The sequence below is a fragment of the Treponema denticola genome (genome assembly GCF_024181605.1).
Taxonomy (GTDB): Bacteria; Spirochaetota; Spirochaetia; order Treponematales; family Treponemataceae; genus Treponema_B; species Treponema_B denticola_B.
The window spans coordinates 1,397,166-1,418,044 of the sequence record NZ_CP054477.1 but is presented as its reverse complement, the minus strand read 5'-3'; the positions used below and the strand labels follow the sequence as shown (position 1 = coordinate 1,418,044).

The window sequence follows — 20,879 nt, the reverse complement described above, 5'->3', positions numbered from 1 at the left end:
TGCCCTTTTTTAGTGCTTATTTATACTGGCTTGCGTCATAGGGGAGACCCTTGTTATAGTCTCGTAAGACCTTAGCAACGGTTCCGCTTAAGAATAGCAAGGCTATAAGGTTCGGTATAACCATAATTCCGTTAAAGAAGTCTGTTAATTCCCAAACTAAGTCAATCTTAAGCAAGCTCCCTACAAAGATGAAGATAACTACCAGGAGCTGATAGGGAATAAGTCCCTTTGTTCCGAATAAGTATCTGATGTTTGTTTCTCCGAAGTAGTACCAACCGATAATTGTGGAGAATGCAAAGAAAAGAAGACAGACGGCAATGAAAAGGTAGCCGAATGTGGAGCCGAACAAGTGTTGTGAGAAAGCTTCTTGAACGAGCTTAATTCCCTTCATTGTGGGCTCACTTCCTTCAAATTGTACAACGCCTGAGCTTAAAACGGTAAATACCGTAACATTTAAAACGATGAATGTATCGATAAATACGGCAACAATACCTAAAACGCCTTGTTCTACGGGGTGTTTTACATCTGCAACGGCATGGGCATGAGGTGTAGAACCCATACCAGCTTCGTTAGAGAAAAGGCCTCGGGCAACACCGTATCGTACGGCTCGTCCCATTCCGAAACCGAGAGCTCCGCCCCAAACAGCCTTGGGATTAAATGCTCCCTTAAAGATCATAGCAAACATTTCGGGTATCTGAGCAGCATTGATAATAACAACAACAAGACCTACTACAATGTAAACGATAGCCATGATGGGAACTACTTTTTCGGTAACCGAAGCAATTCGCTTAACTCCACCCATAAAGATAATACCTGCGATTACTGCAAGAACTGCACCTGTAACCCATGTAGGAATATGGAAAGCATTTTGGAAGGCATCCGAAATTGAGTTAGCCTGAACCATATTGCCCATAAATCCGAGGGCTAGAATGATGGCTATGGCAAAGAAACCTGCAAGGAATTTTGCAAAGCCGTCTCCAACCTTATTTTTTAAACCTTCGGAAATGTAGTATGCGGGACCTCCTACTGTCTGGCCCGAGTCATCCTTTGTCTTGTAAATTTGAGCGATGGAGGCTTCAGCAAAGTTTGTTGCCATACCGGCAAGGGCTGCAAGCCACATCCAGAAAATAGCTCCGGGACCGCCCATGATGAGGGCTGTCATGGCTCCTACGAGGTTTCCCGTTCCAACCTGTGCTGCAATAGCTGTAGCAACAGCTTGGAAAGAGCTCATTCCGTGCTTTCCGGCTTCTTTTCCGCTTAATGAAAAGTTACCGAAAAGGCGTTTCCAGCCTGCTCCGAATTTTGTAAACTGTACTCCTCCTAACCGGATTGTAAAAAACAAACCGGTACCGCATAGAAGCGGAATGAGGAAGTAAACTCCCCAAATAAATCCGTTAGCCGAAGAAACTAAGCTTGTAAGATTTTGTAAAAATTGTTCCATAGTGCGATTACACTCCTTTTACGCATATAGCGATATAGGCTTGTTAAAAACAAGCGGTCTAACTATACAATCAAAATTGTAAGTTGTCAAGATATTTATAGACAAAACTAAAATACTTTTATATGATGTTCACTTTTTTATGTAAAATAGCTTGACTTTGAACGCTATTTTTGTATAATGTATGTCTATGAAGAGAAGACACTTTCAGATTATAAAACTTATGCAAAAAGATAAGGATATTCCGCAAAGAGATATTGCAAAACAGTTAAAAATATCCTTGGCTTACGTAAATAAGATTTTATTCGATATGGAGCATGACGGCTTTTTATATACCGAGGGTGTTCCGCCTTTTGGGAAAAAACGGCTTACCGAAAAGGCTTTAACCGTTTTTGAAGAGTGTAGGGTAGATAATGCTATTATTATGGCTGCCGGTTTCGGCTCGCGTTTTGTTCCTTTAACCTATGCAACACCTAAGGGATTATTGGAAGTGTTCGGCGAAAGGATGATTGAAAGGCAAATTGAACAGCTGAAAGCGGCCGGTATTAACGATATAACTATAGTCGTAGGCTATTTAAAGGAAACCTTTGAATATCTGATAGATAAGTATGGTGTAAAATTTGTATATAATCCCGACTTTAAAAATAAAAACAACCTTTCCACCCTTTACCATGTAAGAGAAGAGCTTAAAAGCACCTATATTCTTTCGAGCGATAATTGGCTTAGGGAAAATATGTACCATTCCCATGAGTATGATTCATGGTATTCGGCCGTGAAGGTAATCGGCAAAACAAAAGAATGGATATTAAAGTTAGGCCTGCATGATAAAATTATGGATGTAAAGGTCGGAGGGCGAAACGGCTGGGTTATGTACGGCCCTGTTTATTTTTCAAAAGAATTTTCCGATAAGATTCGCCCCTTGATTGAAGAAGCCTATAAAAGAGATGATACGGATGATTGGTACTGGGAAGATGTCTATATGAGAAATATAAAAGCGCTAACCATGTTTGCCAACAAGCAGGGTGAGCATCAGGTATATGAATTCGAATCCCTTGACGAAATTCGTCTCTTTGATTCATCTTATCTTATTTCATCCCATGACAAATGGCTTGAGCTTATATCGGATGTATTTAAACGCCCTGAACATAGTATTACAAATCTAAAGCCTCTTAAATTCGGAATGACAAACAAATCTTTTTTGTTCGAATTTGAAGGTGAAGAATATATTTTTAGAATACCGGGAGAGGGAACCGAAGCCCTTATAAACAGAAAAGAAGAATATGAGGTCTACAAGGCTGTTTCTCCTTTACATTTGAGCGATTCTATTATTTACTTTGATCCTGAAAATGGGGTGAAGATTAGCAAGTTTATTCCCAACTCCCATACTGCGGATGCCCGCAATCCTGAAGACTTAAAAAAATGTATTAAGGTTGCCCGCCGTCTGCATGAGTCCGGCTTAAAGGTTGATCACTCCTTTAATCTCCGTGAACGTATGGACTATTACGAAAAAATTGCAAACGAAAAAAACGGTATCTTCTATAATGATTACCGCGAGGTTAGGCTGTTGATGAATGAGCTTTTGGAAATAATCGAAAATATGGAAAAGCCCGGTGTTTTATGTCATATAGACCTTGTTCCCGACAATTTTATAATTAGCGGTGATGATGTGCATTTAATTGACTGGGAGTATGCCGCTATGTGTGATCCCCTGATAGATATAGCAATGTTTGCCATATATGCCTACTATGACAATACCGAACTTGAAAATTTGATGGAGCTTTATTTTCAAAGAAAGCCTCAAAAAGATGAGAGGCTGCGTATCTATTGTTATGTCGCTCTTTCGGGTTTTTTATGGGCTCTTTGGACTTGTTATAAAGAGGCCTTGGGGGTAAGCTTTGGAGATTACGGCTTAAAGATGTACCGATATGCAAAGGATTATTATAAAAAGGTAAAAGTTTTTATAGGAGGAGATAATTGATGATGAATACTGAAGATGAATTGGGTGTACAGGAACTTGAGTTAAAAGATAAAAATGAAATTGACTGGCTTATAACCGTATTGCCCCTTGCAGTAATAATCTGCTTGACGGGTTTGGTTCTTTTTTTTCCGGTGGAATCGATGAAGGTTGTTGATGCCCTTTGGTCTGTTTTTGTAAACAAGTTTGGATTCTTTTATATCCTGCTCGGCTTGGGCCTCGTTTTTACCGCTATAGGTTTGGCCTTTTCCCGCTTCGGCACTGTAAAGCTTGGGAATCTTGAAAAACCCCGTTACGGGAATTTTGCATGGGGTTCTATGATTTTTACCTCGACTATGGCAGCCGATATTCTTTACTGGTCGCTTATAGAGTGGGCTTATTATTTTGGGGAAAGTCCCTTCGGACTGTCTTCTCTTTCATTGGCGGAAAGGCAGGATTGGGCCGCTGCCTATCCTCTATTCCATTGGGGAATAACACCGTGGGCTTTTCATATAGTGCCTGCCGTAGCCTTTGCCTACATGCTCCATGTAAAAGGGAGAACAAAACAAAAGCTGTCTGAAAGCTGCCGTCCTATTTTTGGGGACAGAATTGACGGCCCTATAGGAAAGATGATAGACGTTTTTTCGGTAATAGGCTTATTGGCCGGAACTGCTACAACATTCTCGCTTGCAACTCCTCTTTTGTCTTTGGCTGTTTCTACTATTTTTGGGATCCCTCAAGGAGAGATTTTGACCCTTTCTATTCTTCTGATAATAGCTGCCGTCTACACGGCTGCCGTTTTATTGGGCTTAAAGGGGATTTCTCAGCTTGCAAAGATTTCGGTTGTTTCTTTTTGTGTTCTTATAGGCCTTGTCTTTATAGCCTCGCCCAAAATCTACATAATAGAAACAAGCATAACCGGTATCGGCAAGGTTATTCAAAACTTTTTCGGCATGTCCACATGGATGGACCCATTGCGTATTTCAGGAGAAGGAGGAGCCGGCTTCCCTCAAAACTGGACAATATTTTATTGGGCTTATTGGATAGCATGGTTTGTTGCAACGCCTTTCTTTATAGGAAAAATTTCGGAAGGCCGTACAATAAAGAATACCATAATCGGCGGTCTTATTTGCGGTATAGCGGGGACTTATTGCTCTTTTATAATCCTTGGAAATTACGGACTCCATTTACAGGCTCACGGAATATTTGATGCAGCTTCCGCCTTAAAGGAAACGGATGCCTCTCAAGTTATCTTGCAAATTCTTAACACCCTTCCTTACGCAAAAATTGTTTTGGGTATTTTAATAATTACTATGATAGCCTTTTATTCCAGTACCTTTGATGCAATTACTTTGGTAATAGCTTCCTATTCTCAAAAGAACCTTGAAAAACACTCGGAGCCTAAAAAGGGCTTAAGGGCATTTTGGGCGGTAGTCTTTGTAATGCTTCCTGCAGCTTTAATCCTTGTGGGAACGAATTTAAATCAGCTTCAAAGTCTTTCGATTATAGCCGCCTTTCCTTTAGGAATTATAATAATACTGATAGTTATAAGTCTTTTTAAGGAACTAAAACACAACGGAGAGTATAGGTAGCCTTATGCCTGATTTTTACGCACATTATATGCATGGACAAAGGGTTTTTGCTCTATTGTCTTCTGAAATTGCCGCCGGAATTTCAAATAAGAATTTATATAATCTCGGCTTACAGGGACCTGATTTTTTGTATTTTCATAAACCTTTTAAAAAGGATAATAATCCTGTTTTGCAGCTTGCAACGGATATTCATAATACAAATTGTACCGATGTTTTTAATGACGTATTAACTAAGATAAAAATCGAGCCGAATACCGATGAATTTTCATATATCATGGGCTTTATAGGTCACTTCGGTTTGGATAGCTCTTGCCATCCTTATGTAAATGCTATGGTGGAGGAAATGAAAAGAGACCATGCCGAGATCGAAATGGAATTTGAAAAATTTTTATTAAAGCAGGACGGGCTCCATCCTCTTAAGTACAAGGCTCATAATTATATCGATATAAATGAAAAAGAAGCTGAAGCCGTTGCCAATATCTACAGATGTCTTCTTCCTTCTATAACAAAAGAAGATATTTTGTGTTCTTTTCGTAGTTTTAAAATGGGGAAAAAATTTTTCTATGCACCTACAAGATTATCTCAAACTTTAAAACTTTCTTTAATTAGAATCTTAGGTCTTTATGATTTTTTGCAGGGACACATCATTAGGACTTCCGATCATCCTAAGAGCAAAATAACAAACGAAAAACTTTTTTCTCTTTATAATAATTCCGTGGAAATAACGGCTGAGCTTATGGATAACTTTTATAAGAATCTTACGGAAAATAAACCGCTCTTAGACAGGTTCGGCTATAATTTTGCATAAAGATCTTATCAGCAATCAAAGATGCAGGTATGCTTTTATTTATTTTTTATCATTTGCTCTTTTTTATATATAGCTTCTTGGGCATATTTAATCGAAGGAATTGATTCTGCCAGTTTTGAATAGAGATAAGAAGCTTGTTCCGTATTACCGTTATTTGAAAGACAATCTGCAAGATTCATAAAAGCTCTCCAAAAGTTTTGTTTTTCGGCCCACAATATAACTTCTTGTTTTCTATTGAGTCTATGGAGCAGGTCGGAAAGGTTGGTGTATTCATAAGTGTAATTGTCTTTTGAGATAAGGTCATCAAGGTTCGTTATAGTTATTATGGAAGCTAAAACAGCTGTTGCAAGAGCTCTTCTGTTTTTGCCCGCTTCCATATATATATCCGTTAAATCCATGTAGGCTTTTAAGGCTATCGGATTACGGTTTCGGTACAGCAAAAAGAATTTTTCGGTTGTTTTTTCCGAGCTTATTGTTTTAATCATAGCCTGAAGAGCATCACTTTCCAAATTTGTAGTTCCGTATATGGGGTCTTCGGTTAAAACAAGCAAGAGGTATTTTTCCTGTTCATCGTATTTGCGCAAAAGTTTTGATGTGTCGGCAAGTGCGTAAATTATATTGAACCTTTCATCCGGGATTTCCAAGAAATTGTGGGAATTCCATGCTTCCTTATAATAGTGCATGGCTTGCTCATAATCTCCTTCTGCAAAATAAATTCGGCCTGTCAAATAATCCGTTTCAGGGAAGGCCTTGCGTTTTTCGAGCCATGACATTAATTTTGAAATAGACTTATCAAAAAATACGGGCGGATGAGTTAAAAAGATTTCATCTAAAATTTTACAAGCATCGTGGTCTTCTCTTTTATTTAAAATTGCATAGACTTCCGAAATATTGTCTCCCTCTAGTTTTACCCTTTTCGGTTTTAAGGCATTAAACATATAAGAATATTTTGCTTCCATTTGTTCTTTATGAATATCCCGTGCCTTATTTGTTAAGTGGAGGGCCAGGCCGAACTCTCCTTTTTCCATTTGAATTTTTGCTTGTTCTAAAAGATGCCAAGGCCTTTCTTTTTCATCAATAGTTTCCAAACAAAAAAGGTTTGAGTAAAAATAAAAAATAGATAGTACGATAAAAATAATTCTTAATTGTTTTTTCATAGACTTTGAAGCTCCTCTATAAAGGCTTTATCCACTGCCTCAATTTTTTCTTCTTCGGTTAATTTTTTTAAATCCAAGCGTTTGGTAATTGCTCCGTGTTTAAATATTATAACGGAGTCTTCTGCTCCGGTAATTCCAAGGTCTGCATGTTTGCCTTCTCCGGGGCCATTGACTACGCAGCCCATAACGGCAATGCTTATGTCCTTCTTTTCGGATAAGAGTTTTGTCTGCCATCGTTTTACAAAGGCTTGAACATCAAAGCCTTTTCTTCCGCATCGCGGGCAGGATATGAGCCTTATACCGCCTTGCCTTTTACCGCATTCGGTTAATATTTCTCTTCCGGCTATAACTTCATTTTCGCAAGAATCGGAGAGACTCACTCTTATGGTGCTTCCTATGTTTTGTTCCAAAAGCCGGTAAAAGGCTATTGTGCTTTTTACAATACCTTGAATAAGGGGGCCCGCTTCAGTAACTCCTAAATGAAGGGGATTATCGAATTTTTTAGCAAAGAGTTCGTTTGCCATGACCGTTTCCTGCACATCGGAGGCCTTCATAGAAACTACGGCATCTTTAAAATCGGCTTTTTCGAAAATTTCCAGTTCTCTTGCCGCCGCCTCGGTTAAAGCATCAGCTCTCAAAATGGAAATTTCATCATCTAAGGCCTTTTTGTCGCCGCTTAAGTTTCTTTTTGCATTTGCCTCTTCTATTTTCTTTTTTAGATCGGAAGGCAGAGAGCCCGAATTGACCCCTATCCGGATAGCAGTTACCGTATCCTTTGCCTTGCGTATAACTTCTTCAGTTTTTTCTTTTGAACCGATATTTCCGGGATTTATGCGTATTTTTGCCGTGTCCCCGTCCATGCACCGCAGGGCCAGTTTATAGTCGAAATGGATATCGGCTACGAGGGGCATCTCCGTTAATCGGGTGAGCTTGACAAATTGCTCCGCAGAATCCATGTCGGGAACTGCAAACCTCACGATGTCGCAGCCCAATTGTTCCAATTCATTTAGGCTTTTTACGATAGAAAGGAGATCAGCTCCCAATAGGCTTTCTTTCCACATAGTTTGAAGCAAAATCGGTGAAGTGCCTCCGAGAGTAAGTTTTTTAACCTGTCCTTTGCCGCCTATCTGAATTGTCCGCGGTAGTTTTATCGAGTTCATATCAGTTCATTATCGGCATAAATTATTTAAAATCTAAGTTTTATTATAGGGAACTTCTAAAAACTTCAGTTTTTAGAGGTTTACCCTTCACTCTAATATTGTTACAGGCTTTTGAGTTTGATTGTCGGCTTTTTCCAGTTTGCCGATTATCCATGATTCTTCTCCGACAAACTCACGGTATTTTTCGGCCATGTCGGGGGAAACTACGGCTATCATTCCGATACCCATATTGAAGACCCTGTACATTTCGTCCCCGCTTGCACCGGTTAATTTTTGGATCAGGGGGTAAAGAGGCGGTACGGGCCACGAGCCTTTTTTTACCTTGATGACGAGGCCGGCAGGAATAACGCGCGGAATGTTTTCGATAAAACCGCCGCCTGTTATGTGGGCTAGGGCTTTTACGATTTCGGGATGCTCCTGCAAGATTGGATAGATTGCATTTAGATAGGAGCGGTGCGGTTTTAATAGAACCTCATGTAATGGTGCTTTTAATTCGGGGTAGACGGTACTAAGGTCTACGCCTTTAAAGGCTGTTCTAATCAATGAGTATCCGTTTGTATGGGGACTGTCAGAGGCAAGGCCTATCAGGATGTCTCCCTCTTTTATGTTTTTTTTGGGAAGAATCTTTTCTTCATCGACGGCCCCGACAATGGTTCCGGCTATGTCGAATTCTCCTTCCATATAAACGTCCGGCATTTCCGCCGTTTCGCCGCCTATGAGGGCACAGCCCGATTCTTTACAAGCCTTTGCCATGCCTCCTACTATGTCGGCAATCATTTGCGGATCCAACTTTGAGCTTGCAACATAGTCCAAAAAGAAAAGGGGCTTGGCTCCTTGAACTAGGATATCGTCGATGCAGTGGTTTACTATGTCTTGGCCTATTGTTGTGTATATACCGGCTTCGGCCGCTATTTTTACTTTTGTTCCGACCCCGTCCGTAGAACCTACAAGAACGGGCTTTTTCATTTTAAAAAGCTCTTCGGTGCCGAAAAGACCTCCGAAGGTGCCTACATCCGAAAGAACGGATTTATTAAAAGTTGATTTAACCGCTGCACTCATTAAGCGGACGGCCTCATTTCCTGCATCAATGTTCACGCCTGATGCACTGTATACCGAGCTCTTATCTTTTGATAGTTCTTCGCTCTTGCCCTTTGGCTGCTCTTGGTTTTTATTTTTCATTTCGTTCATTTTATTTCTTCCTTTTTGTTTTATGTTTATTTAAGTTGATTTAGATGTTCCAGTCCGCGTTTTGCAATGTCCTTTCTGTACTGCACTCCGGGAAAGTGTATGGTTTTTATTTTTGCATAGATATTATCCATAGCTTTTTGTAAGCTTTTATCATTTGAGCTTATACAAAGAACCCTTCCTCCCGATGCGAAAATTTTGGAGTCTTTAAGGGCTGTGCCTGCATGTATTACGCTCACCTCAGGGGAACCTTCCAATTCCGAAGCGGACAATTCTACCGGTTTTGATGAAGAAAGAGGATAGCCTTCACTTGCGAGCACTACGGTTGCCGCATAGCCTTCCTTCCATTTAGGCATAGCTTCTTCGAGCCTTCCTTCTGCGCAAGAGCTCATGGTTAGAGCTAAGTCCCCATCAAAAAGCTGCATTAAGACTTGGGTTTCGGGATCTCCGAAGCGGCAGTTATATTCAAGCACCTTGGGGGTAAAGCTCTTGCCGTCCTTTGTGAGCATGAGGCCTGCATAGAGAACCCCGATGTAGGGCGTACCTCTTTTTTTCATTTCTTTTACAATGGGAAGAATCGTAAGAGCGGCATATTTTTCGGCTTCTTCATATGAGCAAATCGGAGCGGGGGCGTAGGCTCCCATGCCGCCGGTGTTGGGTCCCTCATCATTGTCTTTAAGCCTCTTGTGATCTTGCGAGGGCGGCATTACGGCTATTTTTTCTCCGTCCGAAAAGGCAAGAATTGAAACCTCTTCTCCTTCAAGGCGTTCTTCTATGACTACCTTGTCGCCTGAGGCTCCGAACTGTTTTTCGATCATTATATTTTTAAGTTCGGCTATGCCTTCCTCTTTTGAGGCGGGCAGGATAACACCTTTCCCTGCCGCAAGGCCGTCAGCCTTTATTACAAATGGGTAATCCAAGCCTTCAATATATTTTTTTGCTTTTTGAAAATCGGTAAAAGAAGAATATCTTGCCGTGGGAATGGAAAGAAGGCTCATCATCTCTTTGGAAAAATCTTTGGAGGCTTCCAATCGGGCACAAGCCTTTGACGGCCCGAAAAATGCTATTTTTTTGTTTTGAGCTTTTGCTTTTTCTTTAATCAGGTCTTCGAGGCCTAAACACAGAGGAATTTCGGGGCCTGCAATTACAAGGTCTATTGAGGCAGAAAGAGCAAAATCGGCAAGTTCTTCGATATTGTCGGCCTTTATGGGAAGGTTTTCACCCAAAAGGGCTGTGCCTCCGTTTCCGGGTGCTATAAAAAGTTTACCGAGAGAAGGTGATTCTTTTAGCTTTAAAGCTATTGCATGTTCCCTTCCGCCTGATCCGACAAGCAGTATATTCATCTTTTCCTCCAAAATAAGGTGCTGATGTTTTGAGTGTTAAGTATATCAAAATAAGGGGGGAGGGGCAAGGGGAGGGAGAAAGCAAAAACGCATCCTTTGCGGCATAGCACAAAAGATGCGTTTTTTAAATAATTTAGGTTTTAATTTAAAAGATTATTTCTTTTTTCCTGTTAAGGTACCTTCTGCTCCTTCGTTTTCTTTCCATTTGCCGGTAACGAGAGAAAGTTTTATTTGAGCCTGAAATTCGAGTTTGGTAAAATTTGCTGCTGTTCTGGTTGCAGTACCAGTAAGCTGTCCTGTTTTAGATACTTTTCCCGACATTGAATATACTAAAGTTTCTGTTCCATGTCCAGTGTCGTGTAAAAGTTTACAGGTTCCGGAAAAATTACCTTTTTTATCGATTGTTCCTGACCATGTTCCTGATAAATCACCCAGAATTATCCCTTCGTAGTCTCCTTTATATGCTTTGTAAATTTGATCACATCCTGTCAGGCTGAGCACAAGAGTAAATAAAACCAATAATCCGAGAATTAAACCTAATCTTTTTTTGTTCATATTAAACTCCTTTCTGCAAAATCTTGCAGCTATTATTATATATATAGTATCATAATACGGATATTTATACAAGGGTTAATGTTAATGGGGGTATTATTTTATGTATAATATAGCATTAGATAAAGCAGTAATTAATTTAAACTATAGGTAAATCAATACCGTAATACGGCTCTTTGTTTTTTATTTCTATGATGTTTTGTATAGGCTTGTTTGAGTATTTGTAAATCCTCTTTTTATATTCCTCTCTGATTTGAGCATCATCAATTTCTTCTCTTCTTTTTTTTGAAATTTCTAAAAATTCTATTTCTTTATCAATTCCTAAAAACCGCCTATCCAATAGGCTTGATGCAATTCCTGTCGTGCTTGCCCCTGTAAACGGATCTAAAATCCATGCAGCAGGAGTTGTCGATGCAAGAATTATTCTTGCTAATAAATGAAGAGGTTTTTGTGTGGGGTGTTTGCCGCATGATTTTTCCCATTTTGCTATAGCCGGTAAGCTCCATAAATCCCTCATTTGTGTTCCGCCGTTTATTTGCTTCATAAGCTCATAATTATAAAAATGAGTAATTTTTTTATTTTTTCTTGCCCAAAGAATAAATTCTGTAGAATGGGTAAAGAATTTGCAGGAAAGGTTAGGCGGAGGGTTTGTCTTTGCCCATGTAACACAATTTAATATCCTAAAATTTAATTCTGTAAGTACTTGTGCGGCAGAAAAAATATTATGATATGTACCCGAAATCCAAATTGTACCGTTTTCTTTTAATTTTTCTCTGCAAATACTTATCCATTTATAATTGAATTCATTGTCCTTGAAAAATCCTTGTGATTTATCCCAAGGTCCTTTATTTACACTGACTTGTTTTCCGCTTTGGACAGAGATGCCGTCATTGGATAAAAAATAAGGAGGATCGGCAAAAATCATGTCAAACTGAAAATCTAAGTTCTTAAGCAGTTCTATACAGTCTCCATGTAGAAGATTAAAATCATGATTCTTTGATTTATAAAAGGCTTTTAACATTATATTTACATTTCACTTTTTAGTTTTTGTATAAAATTCTTAATATTTGCAAGATTATAAATACTTGGAATAATTGAATATGCTTCTTCCAATTTATTTTTTGCAGAGAGCCAGCCTGTTCCATCAGTGATCCAAACAAATTCATAATTTGGATATTTATTTATTTTCGGTGCAATCTCTGAATAGGATCTTGCTACTTCGTTTAATTTAGAACCGCCTACATTATAAAAATTTGTTTCAATAAGATATGTTTTTTTCTTTGATGAAACGGCAAAATCAAACCTTTTTAAATCTTGGCCAAGGCTTTTAATATCATCAAATTCAGAACTGTTTACTTCTCTTTTAAAAGTTATCCCCGATTTGATAAAGGTTTGAGCAACCAAATTTGCCATATTATCTCCGCCCCTGTTTTTTCTTGCATTTGTATCAAGGCCTACTTCAATTCCGAAAACATAGTCAACAAGATTGGTAATCGATTTGTTTTTTAGGATATAGGCTAATCCTGTTTTCTCGATATATTCAATTATATTTTGAAGTGATGTAAAATAAGTTTTTAAAAAGACAGTTTTTCCGTCATCATTTAAAACTTTTTTATTATTATCTCTGACGGCAATGAGTATACCGAGCACTTCAAATGCTGCAGGATTTTCATTATATACTTCTTTTATTGCTTTTGGCAGGTCGGTTTTGCCTATTAAGTAATTTAATTGGTTTAATTTTATTTCTATTTTTGCAGTATTTTCCCTTACTTTAGAAAAGTCGGTAAAAGAATTTAAGCTTGCATTGGTATCGCTTAAAGTATCTAAAAATTTTTTGAAACCTTTTATCATTTTATTTTCTCCACTTAAAAGTTATAAATTAAAAGCTCATTAATGTTTCCTCGTTTTGAGGCCCTGCTATTTATCATTCTTTTTGCTGCGATGCGATCTATTTTATACATTTTATATAAATCGTCAAAAAAATTATCGTTAGTATTGTTATTTTTAGGATCAGAGTTGCTTATAACAGCCCTTGCTCCTTTTTTCGTTATTGAATCGACAAAGTCTTTAAGTTTTCGTTGTTCTTGGTCGGTAAAACCGAATTCCGAATATGCTGTAAAAAAAGAGGTTTTCGAAATAGGACGATATGGCGGATCCAAATAAACGAATGTTTTTGAATCAATGAAATCCAAGACTGAAAAAAAATCCGCACAACTGATTTGTACATTTTGTAATAATTGAGAGCATAATCTTATATTTTTTTCATCACAGATTGGAGGCCATTTATATGAGCCAATAGGAACATTGAAAAGTCCTTTTGAATTGACTCTGTATAAACCATTAAAGCAGGTTTTATTTAAAAAAATGAATAAGGCTGCTTTTTCTATATTTTTTCCGGTATCAAGTTGTAATGTATTAAATTTTTCTCGTTGTTTAAGGTAAAATGATTTTCGTTCTGAAGCTTCTGCATTCCAGAAGAATTCTTGAAGTTCTGAAAGTTGTTGTATTATATGTTCAGGTTCTTTTTGAATTTGTTTATAAGTATTTATAAGGTCTTTATTTATATCGTTTACAAGTACTTCTTTAGGTGTAAAATTAGCCAAAACATCTAAAAGTACCGCTCCGCCTCCCAAAAACGGCTCACAATATTTTTCGATAGTTTTAGGATATTTTGTGCGAATCTTCTCTAGTAGCTGAGTTTTTCCTCCGGCCCATTTGACAAAAGGTTTTACCGTTAAGTAATTCATTTGTAGATTTTACCACAATCCCAAATAATTTTCTACCAATCAACTAATCTTAAATTTAATCCTTATCAAAAATATCCTTTACGGTTTCTTTTTCTGCCTTTTCTTTTGCTTTTTCGTACTCGCCTTTAAAAATAAATAAAATAGCACCTAAGTCAAAACCTATGTCGCAAAAGAAAAATGGTTTATTGTCGGTGTATCTGAATCCTGTTCTTGCACTTAAAAGTTTTGATTTTAAAGGATATTTTCTTCCGGCGAAGGGATATATTTCTTTTGTAATTGCAAACTCCAAGCCTGCATTTATTTGAAACCTTGAGATTATGACAGGATCGACAGCATGAATACCTGTAAAAAGATTAAGTTCAAAAGTGTCGGATATAAAATTTAAAGTATTGAAGCTTAATTCTGCATTTATAAAAGACATAATAAAGAGTCCGTATTTAAAAAAAGCCGTTCTTTGATTGGATTCTCCGTTGATGTTTTCTATTTCTTTATTGTTTCCTTTTATATCCATATAAAAAGGACTTAAAGATAAATTAAACCCCGAATCCAAGTCTTTAAAATAAAACTTAAAGGCAGAAATATTTAAGTCCCATGCAGCCTTAGGTTTTTGTGCTTGGAAGATGCCTCCAAGTTTTGCATCTCCCAAGGACCAATAAGAATTAAGGTCAAATCCGTAAGCGGAGAGGGCTAGGCTTAAAAATAAAACAAAGCTTATTTTTTTTATATAATTTTTAAATAGAATCATTTTTAGTACTCCTTAGTGAAGGAAATTGTTTTATTGGGAACCTCTGAAGACTTCAATTGTTTAGAGATTCCCTATTACAATTTCACTTGTACATGGTACTTGATTGATAATGGTATTTCTTACAGGACAACGAAGTTCAATATATTCTATAAATTTTTTGATCTCTTCTTCCGTATTATCTGAGAACACGGTAATTTTAGTATGAATGCTTTTAAAAATCAAAGGCAGGCAATTATCTACCTTTTCCAGTGCGCCTATATCACCTTCCATTTCAAAAACTATATCTTTAAGATTAATACCGAACTGGTCGGCAAAAATCCAAGCATTTATACATTTGCAGGCTCCAAGGGCTGATAAAAGTGCTTCAACAGGATTCATGGCCAAGTCCGTTCCTCCTGCTTTTAGCGGTTCATCCAGCAGCATAGTATGATTGCCGGATTCGCATTTCATTCTGAATTTTTCTTCTCTTCTTACCTTCGCTCTAAAAGTTGACATAAAACCTCCATAAATATTTAATCAGGATAAAAACAGGCACATAAATGATCACTGGCCAGCGTTTTTAATTCCGGAATTTCTTCTCTACACCTTTGAGTAACTTTTGGACATCGTGTATTAAAACAACATCCTTTTGGCGGATCATAGGGGTTAGGGATATCCCCTTTTAAAATAATTCTATTTTTTCTAGCTTCTGTACTTGCTATGGGAACGGCAGATAAAAGAGCTTTAGTATATGGATGAAAAGCATTTTTAAATAACTCATCCCGTTCTGCCAATTCAATTACATTCCCAAGATACATAACTGCTATTCTATCACTGATATGATTTACTACACTTAAATCATGCGATATAAAAATATATGTAAGCCCCTTTTCTTCTTTAAGTTTTTTCATTAAATTTAAAACCTGAGCTCTTACCGACACATCAAGTGCCGAAACAGGCTCGTCACAAATCACCAGTTCCGGATTCATTATTAAAGAACGGGCTATTACAATCCTTTGTCTCTGACCTCCCGAAAATTCATGGGGGAATCGGTTTAAATATTGTGATCTAAGGCCTACTTCTTCGAGCATTTCTATAACTTTATTTTGCCTATATTTTTTATCTCCCTCTTTAAAAACATTTAAGGGAGCTGTAACAATATCACCGACAGTCATTCGCGGATTTAAAGAGCTGTATACATCTTGAAATATAATTTGCATTTTTTTTCTCAGTTCAAACATCTGTTTATTATTATATTTTAGAATGTCATTGCCCTTATATAATATTTTTCCGCTTGTTGCAGGCAATAGACGGAGTATGGTTCTGCCTAATGTACTTTTTCCGCAGCCTGATTCTCCAACCAATCCAAGAACCTCTTTAGGTTTGACTTTGATATTTACGTTGTTTACAGCCTTTACTGATTTAGGATTCCAATTAAAAAGGCTTTTTGATTCAGAGAAATGCTTGCTTAAATTTATTGTTTCCAGTAGGTACTCAGAGTTCATTTTTATCCTCTTTTAAATTACCGTATAAAAAACATTTTACCCAACCATCTTCAAGATTATATTCTTTCGGCTCGCTGTTTTTACAGATATCCATTCTATTTTTACATCTCGGATAAAATCTACAACCCTTAGGCATATTCCCCGGAGTAGGTACAATTCCTTCAATCGAAGGTAAAAAATCAATATGCTTGTTTACGGGAGGTACTGATTTTAGTAATCCCATAGTATAGGGATGTTTTGGGGAGTTAAAAACTTTTTCTACAGTATTATACTCAACCGCATGGCCTGCATACAACACAAGCACCTTATCGGCCATTTCTGCTACAACACCAAGGTCATGTGTAATAAAAACAATGGCAGTTCCTCTTTCTTTTCTTAATGTTCTCATCAAATCAAGTATTTGAGCTTGTATAGTAACATCTAAGGCTGTAGTCGGTTCATCTGCAATCAATAGTTTTGGCTGACAGGCCAATGCCATTGCAATCATTACCCTTTGCCTCATGCCGCCGGATAATTGGTGCGGATATTCATCTAATCTTTTTTCCGGATTTGGAATCCCCACATCTTTTAACATTTTAAGAGCTTCAGCTCTGGCTGCCTTTCTTTTCATCCCCTTATGTATCATATATGGCTCAATCAGCTGTGATGCAACTGTTTTAGTTGGGTTTAAGGAGGACATAGGATCTTGAAAAATCATGGAAATATTATTCCCACGAATTTCGCACATTTCATCTTCGGTAAGACTTGTTAGTTCTTGTCCGTCCATGATAATATGCCCTCCGGATATTTCCCCGTTGATTGATAATAACTGTAAGATTGACATTGCGATAGTGCTTTTTCCGCATCCGGATTCCCCAACAACACAAAGAATCTCCCCATTTTGAACATCAAACGAGACTCTGTCAACAATTGTAGTATATCCTTTTTTTCCTGCAAATCTTACAGTTAATTCTTTTACGGATAAAAGTTTTGGCATTTTTTCCCTTTTGTTGAATTAACAGACTTTTTAAGTCTGTTAATTCATAATATTATTTTACTTTCCATGTCCAAATTTTCCAGTTAAGATTGGAAAAGTCTTCAATGATAATATTATCCAATTTTGGATTATAACCTACCAGACTATTTTTTGTAAACAAATAAGCAATAGCGGACTCATCTTTTACAGTTTCTTGGTACTTATCAAAAATAACCTTTCTTTCATTGAACTCAAGCTTATCGTTTCCTTCATCAATTAAATCGCTGAGCCTTGTATCTTTAACATGTGAAAAGTTTACTGCACTATCTATAGCAATCATTTCGCGGCTTTCTCCGGGATCCATTGAGCCTCCGGAGCCTATTGTTCCGAAATCATGAGTACCTTTTCTCATATCAGCCATCAACTTTGAAAAGTCCGCTTGAATTATTTCTACCTTTAAACCAATTGCTTCTAAGTCCTGAATAATTAAAGCAGCTAACCGTTGATTATCTCCTCCTGCTGAAGTATAGAATTTTAATGTTGTATCAAACGGAAAATTCTCTTGGATCAAAATTTGCTTTGCTTTTTCTTTATCAAACCAAATACTTACCTTTTCGTTGTAATATGGGCTAAGAGGTGAAATAGGCGTTACTATCGGTACAGCTTGTCCCTGATAAAGAGAATTTACATATATACCCCTATTTAGAGCCATATTTATCGCTTGCCGTACCGGTTTTGTCATATATGGTTTTTGGGTGTTGATAATGAGCATAGTATAATTTGTTGTGGGAACCGAAGTTGTGTTGATATTTTTATCTTCTACAGCGGCACTCCAATCTTGTAATGGGATAGAGCCTAATACGTTTATGTCTATATCTTTACTCATTAAGTTAGCCAACAAACTTGTAGTATCTACAACTCTTATAACTAAGCGTTCAATATCGGGTGCTCCTTGGAAATAGTTTTCGTTTCTGACTAACTCCATCCTTTCCCCGCTAATTTCGCTTTCATATTTAAATGGCCCTGTGCCTATTGCTTTTGCCCATAATTCAGGTGCATTTATTTCTTGTGGAGTTTTTCCTTCAAAAATATGCTTTGGAATAATAAACACTGTGTCTAAATCATTCATGAAACTTCCGAAATACATTGGCTTTTTAAATTCAAATGTAACTTCATAATCACTATTTGCAAATACTGCTATGGATTTATTTGAAATCTGAACACCTGATGAATCAACACCCTTGATATATTGCAAATGATACCGGCTCAGTGCATCTACTTCGGGGTTAGAGTACATTTGGAAACTAAAAACAACATCTGCAGCCGTAAATGGTGTTCCATCATGCCACTTTACATTCTCTTGTAGTTTAAACGTGATTGCAGAACTGTCTGCATTCAAACTCCAACTTTTTGCCAATCGAGGTTCATAATCTCCGTTTGCCTTTGACATAAACAGTCTATCATAGATTTGATCATAAACAAATCTGCTGTAATTGCTGTTTGTATTAAGCGGCATCATTGAATCCCATGGCTTTGTAATAGCTACTGAAACAATTTTTTTTGTTTGTACATCTGTAGTTTCAGAGTTCCCGCATGCAGATAAAATAATTGTGATTATGAATAATGTAGCATACATAATCCATCTCATTTTCTTGATTTCTTTTTTCATTTTGAAACCTTCCTTTTTTATTTTACTTGGATCTTTAAACGCGGATCCAAAGCGTCCCTAATTCCATCTCCAAAGAAGTTGATACTTAATACTGTAAGGACGATGCACAAGCCCGGAGGAAGCCATACCCAGTAATATCTGGATAGGACGGTGATAGATTGAGCATCATACAGCATATTACCCCAACTTGCTTTTGGCGGTTGAACACCCATTCCAAGAAAACTTAAAGCCGACTCACTTAAAATTGCTCTTGCAACATTAAATGTAACGGTTATTAAAATTGGCGGAAAAGCATTTGGTAAAATATATTTTAAAATGATTGAAAAATTTGAAGTGCCTATTGATTTTGCAGCTTCAATATATTCCTTTTCTTTTATACTCAGTACATTTGCATATATTAATCGAGCAAATACAGTCCATTGTAAAATTCCCAATACAATGGTAACAGACCATATTGACGGGCCTATTACGGATACTAATACTAAAATTAAAATTATTGAAGGAAAGGATAAAAATATATCTCCCAGTCTCATAATAAATACTTCCCAGATTTTTTTATAATACCCTGCAATTAATCCTAAAGGAACTCCTATGCCAAGAGATATGAGGGTTGATACAACTCCGACCATTAATGATGTTCGGCCCCCGTATATTAATCTTGCGAACAAATCCCTGCCTATGGCATCAGTGCCAAGAATATGTGAATGTGTAGGTGCAGAATTAAATGCCGCCGGATCTGATGTATATGGATCTAAATTTAAAATAAAAGGTAAAATAATTACTAAAAGCGATAGAAGTAAAAAAAATATTAACCCTGCCATTGCTAATTTATTATTTAATAATTTTTCTACAACTTCATTAAAATAAGTGTTCTTTTTTTCTTCAGACACATTTTCTGAAAAATATGTTTTGTCATCTGTCATATTGTTTTCCATAGTATACACCTACTTATATGAAATTCTAGGATCGACTAATCCATAAGCTAAATCCGTTATTAAATTCGCTACTAATACGGCAATAGATATATTTACTGTAATTCCCATAATTACAGGATAATCTTTAGCATTAATAGCTTGAACCATTAAAGTCCCTATCCCCGGCCATCCGAAAACTTGTTCTGTAACTACGGCCCCTCCCACCAATGAGGGGATTGACATTCCTACTACCGTTATAATAGGTATAAGAGAATTTTTAAGTGCATGTGTATAATAAACTTGATTTCTTTTTAGACCTTTTGCTCTTGCTGTAGTGATATAGTCTTCTTGTAAAACTTCAAGCATACTGCCCCGCATATACCGCATCCAGCTACCTATTTGTTGGAATGATAGAACTAAGGTAGGCAAAATCATGTGTTTTAATAGCATAATGGCTGTTTTCTTTCCGGTTGCATCAAACAAACCTCCTGAAGGAAGAAGTCTTAATTTAATTGCAAAAAAATATATTAATATTAACCCCATAAAAAAATTAGGTGTAGCTACTAAAATAAATGAAAATGCACTGCCGGCATGGTCTCTAAAGCTATTAGGTTTAGATGCAGAGAATATTCCTAATGGAATGGAAATCAATAAGGAGAGAATCAGCGAAGAACCTGCCAATAAAGCTGTAATACCCATTCTTTCAAAAATCATTTGTGTTACGGGCCTTTGCGATTGAAACGAAAACCCAAGATCCATATTAAAAAAATTCTTTAACCATATAAAATATTGAATGATTATTGGTTGATCCAGCCCAAGGGAATTTCTTTTTCTTTCAAGCTCCATTACCGTTATTCTTGGATCTGCCAAGTATGCATCAAGCGGACTTCCGGCCATAGAAAGAATTAAATATGTAAAAAAAGTTATACCTAAAAAAGTGGGGATGGCTATGAGTAATCTTTTAATGACATATTTAAGTTTCATATTTTGCCTTTTATTAAAAAATATTAAAAAGTGCTAAGCTTATAGAATCTTTATTCTTAAACCGCTGCTTTTTATGATAACTGGATTTTTAGTATTTGTCAATACTGATTTTTAAATTCACAAAATTACAGATTGTTTCCCGCCTTTGCTTCCTCCCTCTTGACTTCATAAATATTTTTTTATATATATTTA

At 37.0% G+C, this 20,879-nt stretch carries 19 protein-coding genes; 3 read left to right on the top strand and 16 right to left on the bottom strand.

The window, feature by feature from the left end; genetic code table 11:
- Nucleotides 1-16 precede the first annotated feature (16 nt).
- Nucleotides 17-1,441, bottom strand: a complete 1,425-nt coding sequence (locus E4N80_RS06610; RefSeq protein WP_253698377.1) for an alanine/glycine:cation symporter family protein — start codon at nt 1,439-1,441, stop codon at nt 17-19.
- A gap of 187 nt (nt 1,442-1,628) precedes the next feature.
- Between E4N80_RS06610 and E4N80_RS06605 the strand changes: the two genes are divergently transcribed.
- Genes E4N80_RS06605 through E4N80_RS06595 form a run of 3 tightly spaced genes read left to right on the top strand, consistent with a single transcriptional unit; the run spans nt 1,629 to nt 5,792 of the window.
- Nucleotides 1,629-3,416: a phosphotransferase gene (locus E4N80_RS06605; RefSeq protein ID WP_253698376.1), complete on the top strand. Its 1,788-nt coding sequence runs from the start codon at nt 1,629-1,631 to the stop codon at nt 3,414-3,416.
- Entirely contained in the window at nt 3,416-4,984 is a 1,569-nt protein-coding gene (locus E4N80_RS06600) for a BCCT family transporter (protein ID WP_253698375.1), read from the top strand. The genes E4N80_RS06605 and E4N80_RS06600 overlap by 1 nt, the downstream gene beginning before the upstream one ends.
- Nucleotides 4,985-4,988: 4 nt before the next feature.
- Nucleotides 4,989-5,792, top strand: coding sequence for a zinc dependent phospholipase C family protein (locus E4N80_RS06595; RefSeq protein ID WP_253698374.1), 804 nt, complete (start codon nt 4,989-4,991; stop codon nt 5,790-5,792).
- A gap of 35 nt (nt 5,793-5,827) precedes the next feature.
- Here the strand turns inward: E4N80_RS06595 and E4N80_RS06590 are convergent, their stop codons facing one another.
- The 15 genes from E4N80_RS06590 to E4N80_RS06520 form a co-directional block, all read right to left on the bottom strand.
- Nucleotides 5,828-6,949, bottom strand: coding sequence for a tetratricopeptide repeat protein (locus E4N80_RS06590; protein WP_253698373.1), 1,122 nt, complete (start codon nt 6,947-6,949; stop codon nt 5,828-5,830).
- Nucleotides 6,946-8,109: a (E)-4-hydroxy-3-methylbut-2-enyl-diphosphate synthase gene (ispG, locus tag E4N80_RS06585; protein WP_253698372.1), complete on the bottom strand. Its 1,164-nt coding sequence runs from the start codon at nt 8,107-8,109 to the stop codon at nt 6,946-6,948. Before ispG ends, E4N80_RS06590 begins: the two co-directional genes overlap by 4 nt.
- A gap of 87 nt (nt 8,110-8,196) precedes the next feature.
- Complete coding sequence (gene purM, locus E4N80_RS06580; RefSeq protein ID WP_253698371.1) at nt 8,197-9,297, bottom strand: phosphoribosylformylglycinamidine cyclo-ligase; 1,101 nt, start codon at nt 9,295-9,297, stop codon at nt 8,197-8,199.
- A 26-nt stretch (nt 9,298-9,323) separates the two neighbouring features.
- Entirely contained in the window at nt 9,324-10,637 is a 1,314-nt protein-coding gene (purD, locus tag E4N80_RS06575) for a phosphoribosylamine--glycine ligase (protein WP_253698370.1), read from the bottom strand.
- A gap of 153 nt (nt 10,638-10,790) precedes the next feature.
- Nucleotides 10,791-11,192, bottom strand: coding sequence for a hypothetical protein (locus tag E4N80_RS06570; protein ID WP_253698369.1), 402 nt, complete (start codon nt 11,190-11,192; stop codon nt 10,791-10,793).
- A 136-nt stretch (nt 11,193-11,328) separates the two neighbouring features.
- The gene (locus E4N80_RS06565) at nt 11,329-12,210 is read right to left on the bottom strand and encodes a DNA-methyltransferase (RefSeq protein WP_253698368.1); all 882 of its coding nucleotides are present in this window, start codon (nt 12,208-12,210) and stop codon (nt 11,329-11,331) included.
- 5 nt (nt 12,211-12,215) lie between these two features.
- On the bottom strand, nt 12,216-13,040 hold the full coding sequence (locus E4N80_RS06560; protein WP_253698367.1) for a type II restriction endonuclease: 825 nt from the start codon (nt 13,038-13,040) through the stop codon (nt 12,216-12,218).
- 14 nt (nt 13,041-13,054) lie between these two features.
- A complete protein-coding gene (locus E4N80_RS06555; protein WP_253698366.1) occupies nt 13,055-13,936 on the bottom strand; it encodes a DNA adenine methylase in 882 nt (293 codons plus the stop codon).
- Between the two features lie 55 nt (nt 13,937-13,991).
- Nucleotides 13,992-14,681, bottom strand: a complete 690-nt coding sequence (locus tag E4N80_RS06550; RefSeq protein WP_253698365.1) for a hypothetical protein — start codon at nt 14,679-14,681, stop codon at nt 13,992-13,994.
- Nucleotides 14,682-14,741: 60 nt separating this feature from the next.
- The gene (locus tag E4N80_RS06545) at nt 14,742-15,176 is read right to left on the bottom strand and encodes an OsmC family protein (protein WP_253698364.1); all 435 of its coding nucleotides are present in this window, start codon (nt 15,174-15,176) and stop codon (nt 14,742-14,744) included.
- A 17-nt stretch (nt 15,177-15,193) separates the two neighbouring features.
- Nucleotides 15,194-16,165: an ABC transporter ATP-binding protein gene (locus tag E4N80_RS06540; protein ID WP_253698363.1), complete on the bottom strand. Its 972-nt coding sequence runs from the start codon at nt 16,163-16,165 to the stop codon at nt 15,194-15,196.
- Nucleotides 16,155-17,141: an ABC transporter ATP-binding protein gene (locus E4N80_RS06535; RefSeq protein ID WP_253698362.1), complete on the bottom strand. Its 987-nt coding sequence runs from the start codon at nt 17,139-17,141 to the stop codon at nt 16,155-16,157. Before E4N80_RS06535 ends, E4N80_RS06540 begins: the two co-directional genes overlap by 11 nt.
- Before the next feature lie 52 nt (nt 17,142-17,193).
- Nucleotides 17,194-18,789, bottom strand: a complete 1,596-nt coding sequence (locus E4N80_RS06530; RefSeq protein ID WP_253698361.1) for an ABC transporter substrate-binding protein — start codon at nt 18,787-18,789, stop codon at nt 17,194-17,196.
- Between the two features lie 17 nt (nt 18,790-18,806).
- Complete coding sequence (locus E4N80_RS06525; RefSeq protein WP_253698360.1) at nt 18,807-19,724, bottom strand: ABC transporter permease; 918 nt, start codon at nt 19,722-19,724, stop codon at nt 18,807-18,809.
- Nucleotides 19,725-19,733: 9 nt separating this feature from the next.
- Nucleotides 19,734-20,687: an ABC transporter permease gene (locus E4N80_RS06520; RefSeq protein WP_253698359.1), complete on the bottom strand. Its 954-nt coding sequence runs from the start codon at nt 20,685-20,687 to the stop codon at nt 19,734-19,736.
- Nucleotides 20,688-20,879 lie beyond the last annotated feature (192 nt).

Excerpts from the sequence above, each read along its gene's own strand:
- E4N80_RS06555 (WP_253698366.1), bottom strand. The coding sequence starts at position 13,936 with ATGAATTACTTAACGGTAAAACCTTTTGTCAAATGGGCCGGAGGAAAA.
- E4N80_RS06530 (WP_253698361.1), bottom strand. The coding sequence starts at position 18,789 with ATGAAAAAAGAAATCAAGAAAATGAGATGGATTATGTATGCTACATTA.
- purD (WP_253698370.1), bottom strand. The coding sequence starts at position 10,637 with ATGAATATACTGCTTGTCGGATCAGGCGGAAGGGAACATGCAATAGCT.
- E4N80_RS06540 (WP_253698363.1), bottom strand. The coding sequence starts at position 16,165 with ATGAACTCTGAGTACCTACTGGAAACAATAAATTTAAGCAAGCATTTC.
- E4N80_RS06525 (WP_253698360.1), bottom strand. The coding sequence starts at position 19,724 with ATGGAAAACAATATGACAGATGACAAAACATATTTTTCAGAAAATGTG.
- E4N80_RS06610 (WP_253698377.1), bottom strand. The coding sequence starts at position 1,441 with ATGGAACAATTTTTACAAAATCTTACAAGCTTAGTTTCTTCGGCTAAC.
- E4N80_RS06600 (WP_253698375.1), top strand. The coding sequence starts at position 3,416 with ATGATGAATACTGAAGATGAATTGGGTGTACAGGAACTTGAGTTAAAA.
- E4N80_RS06560 (WP_253698367.1), bottom strand. The coding sequence starts at position 13,040 with ATGATAAAAGGTTTCAAAAAATTTTTAGATACTTTAAGCGATACCAAT.
- E4N80_RS06565 (WP_253698368.1), bottom strand. The coding sequence starts at position 12,210 with ATGTTAAAAGCCTTTTATAAATCAAAGAATCATGATTTTAATCTTCTA.
- E4N80_RS06550 (WP_253698365.1), bottom strand. The coding sequence starts at position 14,681 with ATGATTCTATTTAAAAATTATATAAAAAAAATAAGCTTTGTTTTATTT.
- E4N80_RS06570 (WP_253698369.1), bottom strand. The coding sequence starts at position 11,192 with ATGAACAAAAAAAGATTAGGTTTAATTCTCGGATTATTGGTTTTATTT.
- E4N80_RS06520 (WP_253698359.1), bottom strand. The coding sequence starts at position 20,687 with ATGAAACTTAAATATGTCATTAAAAGATTACTCATAGCCATCCCCACT.
- E4N80_RS06595 (WP_253698374.1), top strand. The coding sequence starts at position 4,989 with ATGCCTGATTTTTACGCACATTATATGCATGGACAAAGGGTTTTTGCT.
- E4N80_RS06605 (WP_253698376.1), top strand. The coding sequence starts at position 1,629 with ATGAAGAGAAGACACTTTCAGATTATAAAACTTATGCAAAAAGATAAG.
- ispG (WP_253698372.1), bottom strand. The coding sequence starts at position 8,109 with ATGAACTCGATAAAACTACCGCGGACAATTCAGATAGGCGGCAAAGGA.
- purM (WP_253698371.1), bottom strand. The coding sequence starts at position 9,297 with ATGAACGAAATGAAAAATAAAAACCAAGAGCAGCCAAAGGGCAAGAGC.
- E4N80_RS06535 (WP_253698362.1), bottom strand. The coding sequence starts at position 17,141 with ATGCCAAAACTTTTATCCGTAAAAGAATTAACTGTAAGATTTGCAGGA.
- E4N80_RS06545 (WP_253698364.1), bottom strand. The coding sequence starts at position 15,176 with ATGTCAACTTTTAGAGCGAAGGTAAGAAGAGAAGAAAAATTCAGAATG.
- E4N80_RS06590 (WP_253698373.1), bottom strand. The coding sequence starts at position 6,949 with ATGAAAAAACAATTAAGAATTATTTTTATCGTACTATCTATTTTTTAT.